Origin of the sequence: Streptococcus sp. CF10-1 (genome assembly GCF_024295825.1) — a bacterium.
Lineage (GTDB): Bacteria > Bacillota > Bacilli > Lactobacillales > Streptococcaceae > Streptococcus.
Genome location: NZ_JANCPQ010000004.1, coordinates 210,741 through 226,967, shown reverse-complemented (window position 1 = coordinate 226,967; position 16,227 = coordinate 210,741). Strand labels below are relative to the sequence as shown.

The following is a 16,227-nucleotide window of genomic DNA, read 5'->3' as shown; positions in this document are numbered from 1 at the left end:
TAGAATAGAAAGGGAAGAAATAGTGGTTGATGTAAATCGTTTTAAAAGTATGCAAATCACCCTAGCTTCTCCAAGCAAAGTCCGTTCATGGTCTTATGGAGAAGTCAAAAAACCTGAAACAATCAATTACCGTACGTTGAAACCAGAACGTGAAGGACTCTTTGACGAAGTCATCTTTGGTCCTACAAAAGATTGGGAATGTGCTTGTGGGAAGTACAAACGCATTCGTTACAGAGGGATTGTTTGTGACCGCTGTGGGGTTGAAGTAACGCGTACGAAAGTTCGTCGTGAGCGTATGGGGCACATCGAGTTGAAAGCTCCTGTATCTCACATCTGGTATTTCAAGGGGATTCCAAGCCGTATGGGCTTGACCCTTGATATGAGCCCTCGTGCCCTCGAGGAAGTTATCTACTTTGCGGCTTATGTGGTGATTGATCCTAAGGATACACCACTTGAGCACAAGTCTATCATGACAGAGCGCGAATACCGTGAGCGCTTGCGTGAGTATGGCTATGGATCATTCGTTGCCAAAATGGGTGCCGAAGCCATCCAAGACCTGTTGAAACAAGTAGATCTTGAAAAAGAAATTACTGAACTCAAAGAAGAGTTGAAAACAGCTACTGGACAAAAACGTGTCAAAGCTATCCGCCGTTTGGATGTTTTGGATGCCTTTTACAAGTCTGGAAACAAACCTGAATGGATGGTTCTTAACATCCTCCCAGTTATTCCACCAGATCTCCGTCCAATGTTGCAGTTGGATGGTGGCCGTTTTGCCTCATCTGACTTGAACGACCTTTACCGCCGTGTTATCAACCGTAACAACCGTTTGGCTCGTTTGCTTGAGTTGAATGCACCAGGTATTATCGTTCAAAATGAGAAGCGTATGCTTCAAGAAGCGGTTGACGCTTTGATTGACAACGGTCGTCGTGGTCGTCCGATCACAGGACCAGGTAGCCGTCCACTCAAATCATTGAGCCACATGCTTAAAGGAAAACAAGGACGCTTCCGTCAAAACTTGCTCGGTAAACGTGTTGACTTCTCAGGACGTTCTGTTATTGCCGTTGGTCCAACTCTTAAGATGTACCAATGTGGTGTGCCACGTGAAATGGCAATCGAGCTCTTTAAACCATTCGTTATGCGTGAAATCGTAGCTCGTGACATCGTGCAAAACGTGAAAGCGGCTAAACGCTTGGTGGAACGCGGAGATGAACGTATCTGGGACATCCTCGAAGAAGTCATCAAAGAACACCCAGTGCTTTTGAACCGCGCACCGACCCTTCACCGTTTGGGTATCCAAGCCTTCGAGCCAGTCTTGATTGATGGTAAGGCCCTTCGCTTGCACCCGCTTGTCTGTGAAGCCTACAATGCCGACTTTGACGGGGACCAAATGGCCATCCACGTACCGCTTTCAGAAGAAGCCCAAGCAGAAGCTCGTATCTTGATGCTCGCTGCAGAGCACATCTTGAATCCGAAAGATGGTAAACCAGTTGTTACTCCATCTCAGGATATGGTTTTGGGTAACTACTACTTGACCATGGAAGAAGCTGGCCGTGAAGGTGAAGGAATGGTCTTCAAGGATCGTGACGAAGCTGTCATGGCTTATCGCAATGGTTATGTTCACCTCCACTCACGTGTTGGTATCGCGACAGATAGCCTTAACAAACCATGGACTGAAGAGCAAAAACACAAGGTCTTGCTTACAACAGTTGGTAAAATCCTCTTCAACGATATCATGCCAGAGGGTCTACCTTACTTGCAAGAACCAAATAATGCAAACTTGACAGAAGGGCTTCCAGCTAAATACTTCTTACCACTAGGTGGCGATATCAAGGAAGCCATTCGCAATCTTGAACTCAATCCTCCATTCAAGAAGAAAAACCTTGGAAATATCATCGCTGAGATTTTCAAACGTTTCCGTACAACAGAAACCTCTGCATTCTTGGACCGATTGAAAGACTTAGGTTACCATCATTCAACACTTGCTGGATTGACAGTGGGGATTGCTGATATCCCAGTGGTTGAAGACAAGGCTGAAATCATCGAAGAATCTCATAAGCGTGTAGAACAAATCACAAAACAGTTCCGTCGTGGTTTGATTACTGATGATGAACGTTACAATGCCGTTACAGCTGAATGGCGTGCAGCTCGTGAGAAATTGGAAAAACGCTTGGTCGATAATCAAGATCCGAAGAACCCAATCGTTATGATGATGGACTCAGGAGCCCGTGGTAACATCTCGAACTTCTCACAACTTGCCGGTATGCGTGGTCTGATGGCCGCTCCGAACGGACGTATCATGGAATTGCCAATCCTTTCAAACTTCCGCGAAGGTTTGTCAGTACTCGAAATGTTCTTCTCAACTCACGGTGCTCGTAAAGGTATGACCGATACGGCCCTTAAGACAGCCGACTCAGGTTACTTGACTCGTCGTTTGGTTGACGTCGCCCAAGACGTTATCATCCGTGAGGACGACTGTGGAACAGACCGTGGTCTCTTGATCCGCTCTATCGCAGAAGGAAAAGAGATGATCGAGTCTCTCGAAGAACGTCTCAATGGTCGTTACACTAAGAAAACTGTTAAACACCCAGAAACTGGCGAAGTCATCATTGGTCCAAATGAGTTGATTACAGAAGACAAGGCGCGCGAGATTGTCAATGCTGGTGTGGAAGAAGTGACTATCCGTTCCGTATTTACATGTAACACTCGTCATGGTGTCTGCCGTCACTGTTACGGTATCAACTTGGCGACTGGTGATGCGGTTGAAGTTGGTGAAGCAGTTGGTACAATCGCTGCCCAATCTATCGGGGAACCTGGTACACAACTTACAATGCGTACCTTCCACACGGGTGGGGTTGCCTCAAATACCGATATCACTCAGGGTCTTCCTCGTGTCCAAGAAATCTTTGAAGCCCGCAATCCAAAAGGGGAAGCGGTCATCACAGAGGTCAAGGGACAAGTTACCGCCATTGAAGAAGACGCGTCAACTCGTACGAAGAAAGTCTTTGTTAAGGGTGAAACTGGCGAAGGAGAATATGTCGTTCCATTTACAGCACGTATGCGTGTTGAAGTTGGAGACCAAGTTTCTCGTGGTGCAGCATTGACAGAGGGTTCTATCCAACCAAAACATCTCCTTGCTGTTCGTGATGTCTTGTCAGTTGAAACTTACCTTCTTGGTGAAGTCCAAAAAGTTTACCGTAGTCAAGGGGTAGAAATCGGTGACAAACACATCGAGGTTATGGTTCGTCAAATGATCCGTAAAGTCCGTGTCATGGATCCAGGTGATACAGATCTTCTCATGGGTACCCTTTTAGACATTAACGATTTTACAGATGCTAATAAAGATGTCCTTATCGCAGGTGGGGTTCCAGCGACTGGTCGCCCAGTTCTTATGGGAATTACCAAAGCCTCACTTGAAACAAACAGTTTCTTGTCAGCGGCTTCCTTCCAGGAAACAACTCGTGTCCTTACAGATGCGGCCATCCGTGGTAAGAAAGACCATCTCCTTGGACTCAAGGAAAATGTTATTATTGGTAAGATCATCCCAGCAGGTACTGGTATGGCTCGCTACCGTAACCTTGAACCACAGGCAATCAATGACGCAGAATATCTGACTCCTGAACAAGAAGATACAGAACTTGCTCCAGTAGATGAAACTGTGGAAATCCAATCTGAAGAAACTATAGAATAAAAGTAAATAAGAGAACCTTCGGGTTCTCTTTGCTTTGTTTCAGAAAATTTTCCCACTTTTTCATAAAGTGTGGTAGAATAGAAGAACTAAAGTGACAAGGGGATTTATATGGAACAAACATTCTTTATCATTAAGCCAGATGGTGTGAAGAGAGGTCTAGTTGGCGAGGTTTTGAAAAGAATTGAGCGACGTGGTTTCAAACTCGAAAAATTAGAGTTACGTTCAGCAGTTTCAGAAGCTTTGATTGACCAACACTATCGCGACTTAGTTGAAAAAAGTTTTTATCCTCCTATCCGTCAATTTATGACCTCAGGCCCAATAATTGTTGGAATCATTTCAGGTCCCAAGGTAATTGAAAGCTGGCGTGACATGATGGGTGCCACTCGTCCAGAAGAGGCACTACCAGGAACCATCCGGGGAGATTTTGCTAAGGCGGCAGGAGAAAATCAAGCCATTCAAAACGTGGTACACGGATCAGATTCAGAAGAGTCAGCTAAACGAGAAATCGCTCTCTGGTTTAGGGATTAGATTAGAAGAGAACAGTTCTGTGAATGACGGGACTGTTTTTTGTACCGTTCAGCGTCCTAATGTGACATTTTGGAAGTCATTTATCATTTTCTAATCCTGTCAGAGTATAATTTCTTATACGGAGGAAGAAAAGGAAATGATGAAATCAATTCGTGTTTTATTATTATTAGCTGTCGCTCAAATTTTATTTGGAAGTTGTTTATTGTGGAAGGAATCATTTTTATCCTTAAGAGAAGGAAATGTCTATTTTTTAATTCTCATAGTGGGAGTTTCAGGCTTTTGTGCTGGGATTAATTACTTCCATACCCTGGGTCAGAAAAGTCATAGTATTTTGCGTGTTCAAAAGAAAGTAAGTCTTGTTTATAGCCTTCTTTTAGTAGTCAATCTTCTGGCAACCTGTCTGGTTCTCACAGAAAGCATCCAAACTACTAGCAAATTGCAGCAGGAACTGGTTGACCTCTTTTTACCCTCCTTCTTTTTCTTGCTAGGAGTAGATCTATGGATTTTCTTACCTTTTGATAAATATATTCGGGATATGGACAACCATCTCAATAAGAAGAGAACGGTTGTGATTTCCGTTTTAGGCACGATTATTTTCTTAAGAAATCCCGTAACAATCTCCTCCATTCTCCTTTATATCAGTCTTGGTTTTTTATGTGCGCGTTTCCTCTTTCCAAAATCCGTGCAAAGGGAAATTTCATTTTACGGACATGTGATTCGGGATGTTTTATTTGTTATTTGTATTTTTACTTTTTTCTAAGAAAGGCAAGGAGAACTGTAAATTTAGCATAGTAAGTCTATAAAGAAAATTCACACAAAAGGAAACTTTTTGGTATAATAGTAACATGTACACAAAAAATGAAGAAGAGCTTCTAGCTCTCGGAGAAAGATTAGGTCATTTGCTTCAAAAAGACGATGTTCTGATCTTGACTGGAGAGTTGGGTGCGGGTAAAACAACCTTTACAAAGGGCCTTGCCAAGGGCTTGGATATCCGTCAGATGATTAAAAGTCCAACCTATACCATTGTCAGAGAGTACGAAGGGCGTTTGCCACTTTACCACTTGGATGTCTACCGTATCGAAGGTGATGCTGATTCTATTGACTTGGATGAGTTTCTCTTTGGTGGTGGTGTGACTGTTATTGAGTGGGGGCATCTTTTGGGCGAGGCTTTACCAGATTCTTACTTGGAGTTGGAAATTTTGAAAGAAGCTGAGGGTCGTTGTCTTCATTTTACGGCTCATGGCTCTCGGGCTGAACAACTCATCAAGGAGCTTCAAGATGGAGTATGAGTTGTGTATTCGTGAGGCAGAGATTTCAGATGCTACAGCCTTAATTGCATTTTTAGATTGTGTCGGTCAAGAGACAGATTTTACCAGCTTGGATGAAAATGGTATTATGATGACAGCTTCTGAAATGGCTCTTTTTATCGAAAAACAAGCTGCATCAGAGAATCAAATTACTCTCCTCGCCTTGCTGAATGATGAGATTGCAGGTGTTTTGAATATCACAGCGGACCAACATTTAAGAGTTCAACATATCGGTGATGTTTTTCTAGCAGTTCGAAAGAAATTCTGGAACCAAGGCTTGGCGACTATACTTCTAGAAGAAGGCATCGAGTGGGCTAAAGCCAGTGGTGTCTTGCGCCGTTTGCAACTTAGTGTACAAAAACGAAACGAGGCTGCGATCCACCTCTACTCAAAAATGGGATTTATCACAGAAGGCTTACAAGAAAGAGGAGCCTATTTAGCAGAAGGGATATTTTTAGATGTTTGTCTTATGGGCAAGCTGATAAATGAATAACGAGATGATTAAAAAATTAATTGGAATGGTGCTAGGTTTCCTAGCAGTAACAGTTTTAGGTGTAGCGGTTTATGGCTATACCATCTACCAACAGGGAACAGAAACCCTAAGTAAAAAGACTTACAAAAAAATCGGGGAAGAAACCAACGTTATCGAAGCGACGGAGCCACTGACTATCCTCTTGATGGGGGTAGATACGGGAAACGTGGAACGTACAGACCCGTGGGCGGGTAATAGTGATTCCATGATTCTCCTGACGGTTAATCCCAAAACAAAGAAAACCACAATGATGAGTTTGGAACGGGATATTTTGACCAAGATTGAGACTGGAAACGGTCAAGTTCAGGAAGCCAAACTCAATGCGGCCTATGCTAATGGTGGTGCAGAACTTGCAATTTCTACTATTCAAAAGATGATGAATATCCACATTGACCGCTATGTGATGGTTAACATGCAGGGGCTTCAACAATTGGTGGATGCAGTTGGTGGGATCACTGTCAACAATACACTCGGTTTCCCAATTTCGATTGCTGACCAAGAAGAGTTCAATAAGATTTCCATCGGTGTTGGAGAACAAACCTTGAATGGGGAGGAAGCCTTGGTGTATTCACGGATGCGTTACCAAGACCCTGAAGGAGACTATGGTCGTCAAAAACGTCAACGTGAAGTCATTCAAAAAATCGTAGAGAAGGTTTTGAGTCTGAACAGTGTGAGTCATTATCAAGGCATTCTCAAAGCTTTGAGTGACAACATGCAGACCAATGTGGATTTATCAGCTAAGAGCATTCCACAATTGCTCGGCTATCAAGATTCTTTCAAGAATATCGAAACGCATCAATTGCGTGGAGAAGATGCTGAACTACAGGGAATTTCTTATCAGATTGTCACTTCAGAACATATGCTCGAAATGCAAAATCTCTTGCGTAGTTCACTAGGTAAAGAGCCAGTGACGGAATTAGAAACCAATGCTGTTCTGTACGAAACAGCCTTTGGCCGGACAGCGCCTTCAACCAGTACTAGTGTTTCAAACGAAGAGGTAGAATAAAACAAAGAATCGAATCGTGGGAAATTTCCTGCGATTTTTTCAAAAAAATTCGAATAGATAAGTAGGAGGAAAAATGAAAGCAGAAATTATTGCTGTCGGAACAGAAATTTTAACAGGGCAGATCGTCAATACCAATGCTCAGTTTTTATCAGAGAAGCTAGCCGAAATCGGGGTAGATGTCTACTTCCAAACAGCTGTCGGAGACAATGAAGCTCGTCTTTTGTCCTTGCTGGAGATTGCGAGTCAACGTAGTAATCTTGTGATTTTGACAGGGGGCTTGGGACCAACTGAGGATGATTTGACCAAACAAACTCTGGCTAAATTTTTGGGAAAAGATCTAGTGTTTGATCCTCAAGCCCAGGAAAAACTAGATATCTTTTTTGCTCAAAGACCTGACTATGCTCGGACACCGAATAATGAGCGCCAAGCCCAAATTGTAGAAGGGGCAACTCCGCTGCCAAATGAGACAGGTTTAGCAGTAGGAGGGGTGTCGGAAGTGGATGGAGTGACCTACGTCGTTCTTCCTGGTCCACCAAGTGAATTGAAACCCATGGTCTTAAACCAGCTCTTACCCAAGCTGATGACAGGCACCAAACTATATTCCCGAGTTCTTCGTTTCTTTGGAATTGGCGAAAGTCAGTTGGTGACCATTTTGGCGGATTTGATTGATCATCAAACCGATCCGACTTTGGCACCGTATGCCAAAACGGGAGAAGTGACCTTGCGCTTGTCTACAAAAGCAGTCAGTCAAGAGAAGGCTGATCAAGCACTGGACATCCTAGAAAATCAAATCTTGGATCGACAAACTTTCGAGGGGAATTCTCTACGAGACATCTGTTATGGATATGGGGAGGAGACCAGCCTCGCAAGTGTCGTAGTAGAAGGGCTAAAGAAGAGACAGAAAAGCATTACTGCGGCAGAAAGCTTGACGGCAGGTCTCTTTCAAGCTACTTTAGCAGACTTTTCAGGTGTTTCAGCTATCTTTAATGGCGGTTTTGTCACTTACAGTTTAGAAGAAAAGTCTAAGATGCTGGATATTTCCGATCAAGAGCTAAAAGAACACGGGGTCGTTTCTGAGTTTACGGCTCGAAAAATGGCAGAGCAGGCACGACTCAAGACTCAGTCTGATTATGGAGTCAGTCTGACAGGTGTGGCAGGTCCAGATAGCCTAGAGGGGCATCCAGCCGGCACAGTTTTTATTGGACTGGCACATGCGAAAGGGACAGAGGTGATCAAGGCTAATATCGCAGGACGGAGTCGAGCAGATGTACGTCACATCGCGGTTATGCATGCCTTTAACCTAGTTCGCAAGGCTTTATTAAGTGACTAAATTTTGATATAATAGTAGATAGGTCTAAGAACCAGTAGAATATAGGAGAACAGAATGGCGAAAAAACCAAAAAAATTAGATGAGATTTCAAAAAAGTTTGGAGCGGATCGTGAAAAAGCCTTGAACGATGCTCTTAAACTGATTGAAAAAGACTTCGGTAAAGGCTCAATCATGCGTTTAGGCGAGCGCGCGGAGCAAAAAGTGCAAGTCATGAGTTCAGGGTCGTTGGCTCTTGACATTGCTCTTGGTTCAGGTGGTTATCCTAAAGGACGCATCATCGAAATCTACGGACCAGAATCATCTGGTAAGACAACGGTTGCCCTTCACGCTGTTGCGCAAGCACAGAAAGAAGGTGGTATTGCAGCCTTTATCGATGCGGAACATGCTCTTGACCCAGCCTATGCTGCAGCCCTTGGTGTGAATATTGACGAATTGCTCTTGTCACAACCAGACTCAGGAGAGCAAGGTCTTGAAATTGCTGGAAAATTGATTGACTCAGGTGCAGTTGACCTCGTCGTTATTGACTCAGTTGCAGCCCTTGTACCTCGTGCAGAAATTGATGGAGATATTGGAGACAGCCACGTTGGTTTGCAAGCTCGTATGATGAGCCAGGCCATGCGTAAACTTGGTGCTTCGATCAATAAAACCAAAACAATTGCCATCTTTATCAACCAGTTGCGTGAAAAGGTTGGGGTTATGTTTGGAAATCCAGAAACAACACCTGGTGGACGTGCTCTGAAATTCTACGCTTCGGTCCGTTTGGATGTTCGTGGAAGCACACAAATCAAAGGAACTGGTGACCAAAAAGATACCAATGTCGGTAAGGAAACCAAGATCAAGGTCGTGAAAAATAAGGTAGCTCCACCGTTTAAGGAAGCTTTCGTTGAAATCATGTACGGAGAAGGGATTTCTAAGACTGGTGAGCTCTTGAAGATCGCAAGTGATCTCGATATTATCCAAAAAGCGGGAGCATGGTACTCTTACAAGGGTGAAAAAATCGGACAAGGATCTGAAAATGCTAAGAAATATTTGGCAGATCACCCAGAGATTTTTGATGAGATTGACCATCAGGTTCGTGTTCAATACGGTTTGATTGAAGATGAAGAGGGAACCACTCCTACCTCTGTCGCAGAAGATTTGGCACCTAACCAAGAAGTGACGCTTGACCTAGGCGATGGACTTGAAATCGAAATTGAAGATTAAAGATAAAACTAGGGAAAGCTTTCAAAATTATAAAGGCTCTTTGTCAACTGTAGTGAGTTGAAAAAAAGCTAAGATCGAGAAAGGACGAATTTCGTCCTTTCTTTTTTGATGTTGAGAGCGATGAAAATCCGTTTTTTGAAGTTTTCAAAGTTCCAAAATCTAAAGGCATTTCGCTTGATGAGTTTAATGAGATTATTAGTCGCTTCCAATTTTGCGTTGGAATAGGGTAGTTGAAGGGCGTTGACAATCTTTTCTTTGTCCTTGAGGAAGGTTTTAAAGACAGTCTGAAAAAGAGGATGAACTTGCTTTAGATTGTCTTCAATGAGTCCGAAAAATTTCTCAGGGTCTTTGTTCTGAAAGTGAAAAAGCAAGAGCTGGTAGAGCTTATAGTGGTGTTTCAAGTCTTCTGAATAACTCAAAAGCTTGTTTAGAATTTCTTTATTCGTCAAGTGCATACGAAAAGTAGGGCGATAAAATCGCTTATCACTCAGTTTACGACTATCTTGTTGAATGAGCTTCCAGTAACGTTTGATAGCCTTATATTCATGGGATTTTCGTTCAAATTGATTCATGATTTGGATACGCAAACGACTCATAACACGGCTTAAGTGTTGGACAATGTGAAAACGATCTAGAACGATTTTAGCGTTTGGGAGTGAAACAGTCTGGGAGACTGTTTCAGCCTAAGACTAGAAATTCGAAAGCGAAGCTGTTTAGCCAAGTCCATAGTAGGGACTAAACATATTCATCGTAATGATTTTCACCTGACAACGAACAGCTCGCTCGTAGCGCAGAAAGTAATTTCGGATGATAGTTTGTGTCCTGCCTTCAAGGACAGTGATGATATTGAGCTTTTCAAAATCCTGAGCAATAAAGCTCATCTTTCCTTTAGTGAATGCATACTCGTCCCAAGACATAATCTCTGGCAGACAAGAAAAATCATGATTAAAACGGAAGTCATTAAGCTTGTGAATAACAGTTGAAGTTGAATAGACAGCTGATGAGCAATATCGGTCATAGAAGTCTTTTCAATCAACTTTTGAGCAATCTTTTGATTGATCATACGAGGGATTTGATGATCTTTCTTGACGAGGGAAGTCTCAGAGACTATCATTTTCGAACAATGATAGCACTTGAAACGACGCTTTTTAAGGAGAATTCTAGTAGGCATACCAGTCGTTTCAAGGTAAGGAATTTTAGACGATTTTTGGAAGTCATATTTCTTAATTTGACTTTCGCAATAAGGGCAAGATGGGGCGTCGTAGTCCAGTTTAGCGATGATTTCCTTGTGAGTATCCTTATTAATGACATCCATAATTTGGATATTAGGGTCTTTAATGTCTAGTAATTTTGTGATAAAATGTGATGGTTCCATATGATTCTTTCTAATGATGGTTTGGTCGCTTTTCATTATAGGTCATATGGGGCTTTTTTCTACCTTGAATATACAATATAAGTGCACAATAAAAACTCATAAGATTTTCTAGTAAAATATGTAGAATTGCCGTTTATATTTCCTGCCAATTACTGACATAGTATAACCAAAGCCTGTCTCTTTTGGAGAAATACCCGTCGGAACATAAGTATCTTGTTCATTCAGCATAGTTTTCTCTTTCTAATAAATGATTTGTATCTCAATTAGCAAGCACACTTATAGTTAGTTGTAAAAGTATCTCAAATTGTAGTAAGCAACCTATTTAAATCCCCTTTTCGCTTTATTATCTTATCGTACAAGTCAAGCAATTCTTTATTAAGAATCCCATATATAATAAAAGATACACTAAACGGCTATAACGAAACCCATAATCTATTTTTGTTGAAATAGTATTATACAAAAAATCAGAATATAAATATTGCTTGCGTACAGAAAAATGCGTTCTAATAACCCAAAGAAGGGTTTTAAAAAAGGTAAAATAAGTGCGGCGACCAATCCATATAAACCAATCTTTATCAGCCATTCTATTGCCAAGAAGAAAACAGCTAACGAAGGTACTAATGCACTCATTACATCGGTCAATTGAAAAAGAAAAATGGCCAAGACGGTAAACTGTAAAATAGCAAATAGCAAGTGCAAGCGGCCGCTGATTGTTTTGCGGCTTCCTTCAATATCTGTTGGAAAAACCATAATTCCGAAATAGCCCACCAAGGCCAGTACCAATAACCAAATAGCTTTTTCTTTAAAGGCAGTCTCATAGTTCCAACAGATAAGAGCACCTATCAAGAAAATATTACGGAATGTACTGACAATTCCTGCCCAGTTAAAAAGATATTTATACTCCCCTACACCGTAGTCACTGACAGCATGTCTGATAGGACTGTAGATGCCTTTATTTTTTAAATGCAAGTCTAACATTAAATAGAAATAGACTAAAATACAAAGGATGACTAAAAAACTAAAACAGCTGGTCAACATATAAAAGAACCTTCTTCCTTAATAAATATAGAATTCAAAGCAGATGAAACAACCTCGGTTTAGTATAGTCTCGTCTTTATATCAGCAAAAATATACTGGTATTATTGCTGATATGCACAGCAGATGAAAAAAGGAGATTATCTGTTTTGTGATAAGTATAAGCAAAGACAAGACCTGACATAAAATGAGGTAAAACGCCTAACAATTCATTGGCTGTAAAATGATTGACATGAATCATGGCAAAACAAAGACTGGATAAAAAAATCGCCACTCCCGCAGAGCAATATTTTTTTAAAAAATTTAGCAAAATATAGCGATAGATAATTTCTTCAACAAAAGGTCCTAAGACACCTAAAACCAAGATTAGCAGAGGTACAGGAAATAAATTCATTGCCGATCCAATATTGGTATCGTTAGTTAAGTTTGCCTGGTCAATGTTAAAAAATGAATAGCCTAACTGAGCTAAAAAACTGCCTGCTATCGTAAAGAGGGTCATCGCTAAAAAAACAAGCAGTGTAATCCCCAAACTTTTCAGCTTATGCTGTTTTATCCACAACAAATTTTCCTTTAACCGATAGCGCAACACATAGAGTCCAAATAAAGCTAGGAAAATATAAGCCAGCAGCGGGATAATCATCCTAAGTGACTGATTTCCATATGAAAAATGTATAAAATGCGGAATTACAAAAAGAAGAAAATAAATACCCGCAATTAAGGCTAATTCTCTTGTTTCTTTCGTCATTTCTGACCTCCAATATTAATGATTGTATTTTTGAAAATGAGAATAGATGAAAAAGATTAAGAAGCAGAGAAAAAGGAAACTAAAAAATAGGATATTTGTCAGACTAACGAGCGAGCAGCATAGGAATACACCAACTAAGCCAAGCATTTGCCCGATTTCCACCTTACTAACCGAATGAGATGTCGATTTTAGCAAAACTGTCCGACCGCATAATTCATCTAAAGAAATATGATAAATATCTGCTAACTGTATTAGACTGATGCCATCTGGAATCGTTTTGTCATTTTCCCAGTTAGAAACTGTTTGCCGGGAGACACCAAGCAAATTAGCTACTTGAATCTGACTATAGCCAAATACTTCTCTGCTTCTTCTTAACTGCTTTCCAAGCATTTCTCTTTTCATCATCATCATATCGTTTTTCTCCTTTTTGGTCTAGGTTAAATTCTTTAACATTTAGAGGGGAGCTAAGTCAAAATTCTTTGACAGGCCCTATTGTACAACTTTTAACCGATTAATCCGTTTTATGTTATTTTTTTCTCAATTTTCTCTTAAGAGTAAAATATTATCATTTTTAATATAATTCGTACTTCTTATCATCTTAATAAATTCGTAAGGATATTTAGTCCTCTTTCTAATTCTGCCATATTTTCTGGCGAACAGATGGATACTCGCAAGGCTGACTGCTCTATGACACCGCCGACAAAAAACCGTTCTGCACAAAGAATTTCTACACCATGCTGCCGGGCAAGAGTTTCAACTTCATATCCTTTCCATTCCTTTGGTAATGGCAGCCATTGAAATAAAGCAAAAGGATTCTCAGAAGTAACTTCAGGGAAGAACTGACGGTAAAGACGATTGCGTTCTTCTGACAATCGGTTTTTTTGCTGGATAATTTCTTGGGCTTGTCCACTTGAAATGAGTTCACTGGTAATTTCAGCATTTAACAAAGATATATGAGTATTGATATTGTTAGCTGTAAGTGAAATCTTTTTGATAAATCGATCAGGCACGACCATATAGGCGATTCGCAAGCCAGGAAATAACGCTTTTGAAAGCCCATGAATATAAAAGGTACAGTCAGGAATCAGGCTGGCTAATGGAGGCAGCTGTTGCTTATTGATAAAGGCATAGGTATCATCTTCAATTAACAAAAGCTGATGTTTTATGATGATATCAGCTAAAGTTTTTCGGCGCTGTGCGGTTAAGGTAGCACCAGTTGGATTATTGTTTGTTGGCACTAGGTAAATTCCCTTAATCTGATGCTGTTGGCACTTTTTCTCCAAATCTTCAGGAAGAATGCCTTTAGTATCAGATATGATGGGAATCAATTCAATCCGAAACTGACGGGCTAGGGAGATGAAATTGGTATAGGTAAAGGTATCTGTGGCAATCTTATCACCAGCCTGAAATACCGTTAGAAAAAGTAAAACAAGTGCGTTTTGAGTGCCGGAGGTTAGAAAGATATTCTCTTGAGAAGTACTGAGAGAAAAATTTTTCAGCCAATACTGGGCAATTCTTGTGTGCCAGTCGGTATCATTAACCGTATCAAAGCGAAAGAGTCTATCAATAGAAGGGCTCTGCAGCAATCGCCTAACGGTATCTGATGCAATAGTGTTCAGTTGATAGTAAGGTCTCAGATTACCGAGTGGAATTAGTGACTGATTCTTTTCAAGCGTCCCTAAAGGAGTTGCTTTATTTGGCGACACAAACGTTCCCTTACCAATAACAGCATAAATGATTCCTTTTTGTTCGCATAGTTTAAAAGCTCGTGTAATAGTGCTGAGATTAATATCTAAAAAGTCTGCTAACTCACGCTGTGGCGGCAATTTGGTTTCAGCTGCCAGCCGGCCACTGACAATATCTTGCTCTAGCAACTCTGCCAGTGTAAGGTACAGAGGGGCTTTTAACAGTTTCTTATTAGGTTTCCACGTCATGGGATAATGTTCAAATGAATTAACAGACATATTCTCTCCTTATAAAATTATCTTGCCGACAATTTTTTGGATAATAAGAGCCAATTTTTTATTTATAATGATATTGTACGAATTGTATGGTTTTAATCTTATTATAGCAGATTAAAAGGAGAAAATAAATGACGGACTTAACTAAAGGAAATGAATTAAAAACTATACTCTATTTTTCTGTTCCCATCCTCTTAGGAAATTTATTTGAGCAATTATATAATGTGACAGACACTGCCATTGTCGGAAATCTTGTGGGGACAAAAGGATTGGCAGCTGTTGGTGCTAGTGCTCAAGTAGTAGCCTTAACAGTTGCCCTTTCAACAGGAATCTCCATTGGAGCCAGTGTACTTATCTCCCAGCTTTATGGAGCAAAACGTTTCCAAAAGATGAAAGATATTCTTGATACGAACTTGATTTTCACGAGTATTCTAGCTTTTATTTTAACAATTTTGGGGATTTTCTATTCGAGCATATTTCTAAGACAATTAAATGTACCTCAATCTTTATTAGCTGATGCGGATGTTTATTTAAAAATTATCTTTTTAGGCTTGGTGCCGCTTTTTGCATACAATACTTTAGCGAATTGTTTGAGAGGGATTGGAGATTCTAAGACACCAACTTATATTTTAATTAGTTCGGTTTGTCTGAATGCATTTTTAGATGTAGTTTTTATTGCTGGCTTTCATTGTGGTGTTGCTGGTGCCGCCGGTGCTACTGTCATCGCTCAGTACTTTTCTTTCTTTGTCTGTTTATTGTACATGAAGCAAAAATATCCAGACTTGTTTCCTCATTTATCCGATTTAAAATGGAGCAGCAAAGAATTGCGTTCATCGTTATCTATTGGGCTTCCTGCTATGCTGCAGCAGGTTTTCATTAGTTTTGGCTTTCTGGTGATTCAGTTTCTTGTCAACAGTTTTGGAACAAGCGCTATTGCAGCCTATACAGCAGCGTCTAAGGTTGACTCTTTTGCAGAAATGCCTGCTGTTAATCTCGGACAGGCATTGATGAATTTTACAGCTCAAAATGAAGGGGCTGGGAAAAGAGAGCGCATTAGCAAGGGTGGTAGAAGTACCTTATTATTTTCAATCAGTTTATCAATCTGCATTTCTGTTATGATTTTTGTTTTTGCTCCAGCATTCATTTCCATTTTTAATCATGATGCAGCTGTCATTCAAATTGGTCAACAGTATTTGCGTATTGTATCAAGCTTTTATCTGATTTTTGGAGCGATGCAGGTGTTAAATGGTTTATTATTAGGTTATGGAAAATCTCTTCTTCCTTTGATTGCTTCTATCACAACTTTCTGTATTCTTCAGGTGCCTTTAGCCGTCTTGTTATCCCATACCTCACTAGGATTTAATGGCATTTGGATGGCCGCTCCTTTTGGCTGGACGGCAGGCTTTCTGATGCGACTATTTTATTATAGATATATTTTAAAAAGGACAAATTCTCTGTAGAATGAATAAGCATAAACTATGATGGCTTTTCTATCTCTAATCCCTTTTTATTCTTTT

At 40.6% G+C, this 16,227-nt stretch carries 12 protein-coding genes and 2 pseudogenes; 9 read left to right on the top strand and 5 right to left on the bottom strand.

Annotated elements, in window-relative coordinates:
* Positions 1-22: 22 nt before the first annotated feature.
* From rpoC to recA, 8 genes are all read left to right on the top strand, one after another.
* On the top strand, positions 23-3,688 hold the full coding sequence (gene rpoC, locus NMM25_RS06995) for a DNA-directed RNA polymerase subunit beta' (RefSeq protein ID WP_254736380.1): 3,666 nt from the start codon (positions 23-25) through the stop codon (positions 3,686-3,688).
* A 108-nt stretch (positions 3,689-3,796) separates the two neighbouring features.
* On the top strand, positions 3,797-4,216 hold the full coding sequence (gene ndk, locus NMM25_RS06990; RefSeq protein WP_084868950.1) for a nucleoside-diphosphate kinase: 420 nt from the start codon (positions 3,797-3,799) through the stop codon (positions 4,214-4,216).
* A gap of 136 nt (positions 4,217-4,352) precedes the next feature.
* Positions 4,353-4,976: a hypothetical protein gene (locus NMM25_RS06985; RefSeq protein ID WP_084868951.1), complete on the top strand. Its 624-nt coding sequence runs from the start codon at positions 4,353-4,355 to the stop codon at positions 4,974-4,976.
* A gap of 85 nt (positions 4,977-5,061) precedes the next feature.
* Positions 5,062-5,505 carry a tRNA (adenosine(37)-N6)-threonylcarbamoyltransferase complex ATPase subunit type 1 TsaE gene (tsaE, locus tag NMM25_RS06980; RefSeq protein ID WP_254736379.1) on the top strand — a complete coding sequence of 148 codons (444 nt, stop codon included), beginning with the start codon at positions 5,062-5,064 and terminating at the stop codon, positions 5,503-5,505.
* On the top strand, positions 5,495-6,016 hold the full coding sequence (locus tag NMM25_RS06975; RefSeq protein ID WP_254725422.1) for a GNAT family N-acetyltransferase: 522 nt from the start codon (positions 5,495-5,497) through the stop codon (positions 6,014-6,016). The genes tsaE and NMM25_RS06975 overlap by 11 nt, the downstream gene beginning before the upstream one ends.
* Positions 6,017-6,020: 4 nt before the next feature.
* Positions 6,021-7,061: an LCP family protein gene (locus tag NMM25_RS06970; protein WP_254736378.1), complete on the top strand. Its 1,041-nt coding sequence runs from the start codon at positions 6,021-6,023 to the stop codon at positions 7,059-7,061.
* 73 nt (positions 7,062-7,134) lie between these two features.
* The gene (locus tag NMM25_RS06965; protein ID WP_084868955.1) at positions 7,135-8,391 is read left to right on the top strand and encodes a competence/damage-inducible protein A; all 1,257 of its coding nucleotides are present in this window, start codon (positions 7,135-7,137) and stop codon (positions 8,389-8,391) included.
* Between the two features lie 54 nt (positions 8,392-8,445).
* The gene (gene recA, locus NMM25_RS06960; protein WP_084868956.1) at positions 8,446-9,594 is read left to right on the top strand and encodes a recombinase RecA; all 1,149 of its coding nucleotides are present in this window, start codon (positions 8,446-8,448) and stop codon (positions 9,592-9,594) included.
* 68 nt (positions 9,595-9,662) lie between these two features.
* On the opposite strand, the pseudogene NMM25_RS06955 reads toward recA, so the two are convergent.
* The 5 genes and pseudogenes from NMM25_RS06955 to NMM25_RS06935 all read right to left on the bottom strand — a co-directional run bounded on the left by NMM25_RS06955 (position 9,663) and on the right by NMM25_RS06935 (position 14,713).
* Positions 9,663-10,969: pseudogene (locus tag NMM25_RS06955) on the bottom strand (transposase).
* A 432-nt stretch (positions 10,970-11,401) separates the two neighbouring features.
* The gene (locus tag NMM25_RS06950; RefSeq protein WP_254736377.1) at positions 11,402-12,007 is read right to left on the bottom strand and encodes a DUF998 domain-containing protein; all 606 of its coding nucleotides are present in this window, start codon (positions 12,005-12,007) and stop codon (positions 11,402-11,404) included.
* A gap of 76 nt (positions 12,008-12,083) precedes the next feature.
* Entirely contained in the window at positions 12,084-12,749 is a 666-nt protein-coding gene (locus NMM25_RS06945; protein ID WP_254736376.1) for a CPBP family intramembrane glutamic endopeptidase, read from the bottom strand.
* A gap of 201 nt (positions 12,750-12,950) precedes the next feature.
* Positions 12,951-13,139 (bottom strand): annotated as a pseudogene (locus tag NMM25_RS10575) (helix-turn-helix domain-containing protein); the annotation flags it as partial.
* Positions 13,140-13,342: 203 nt separating this feature from the next.
* Positions 13,343-14,713, bottom strand: a complete 1,371-nt coding sequence (locus tag NMM25_RS06935) for a PLP-dependent aminotransferase family protein (RefSeq protein WP_254736374.1) — start codon at positions 14,711-14,713, stop codon at positions 13,343-13,345.
* Between the two features lie 128 nt (positions 14,714-14,841).
* On the opposite strand from NMM25_RS06935, the gene NMM25_RS06930 reads away from it, so the two are divergent.
* Positions 14,842-16,170, top strand: a complete 1,329-nt coding sequence (locus tag NMM25_RS06930) for an MATE family efflux transporter (protein ID WP_254736373.1) — start codon at positions 14,842-14,844, stop codon at positions 16,168-16,170.
* Positions 16,171-16,227: the final 57 nt, after the last annotated feature.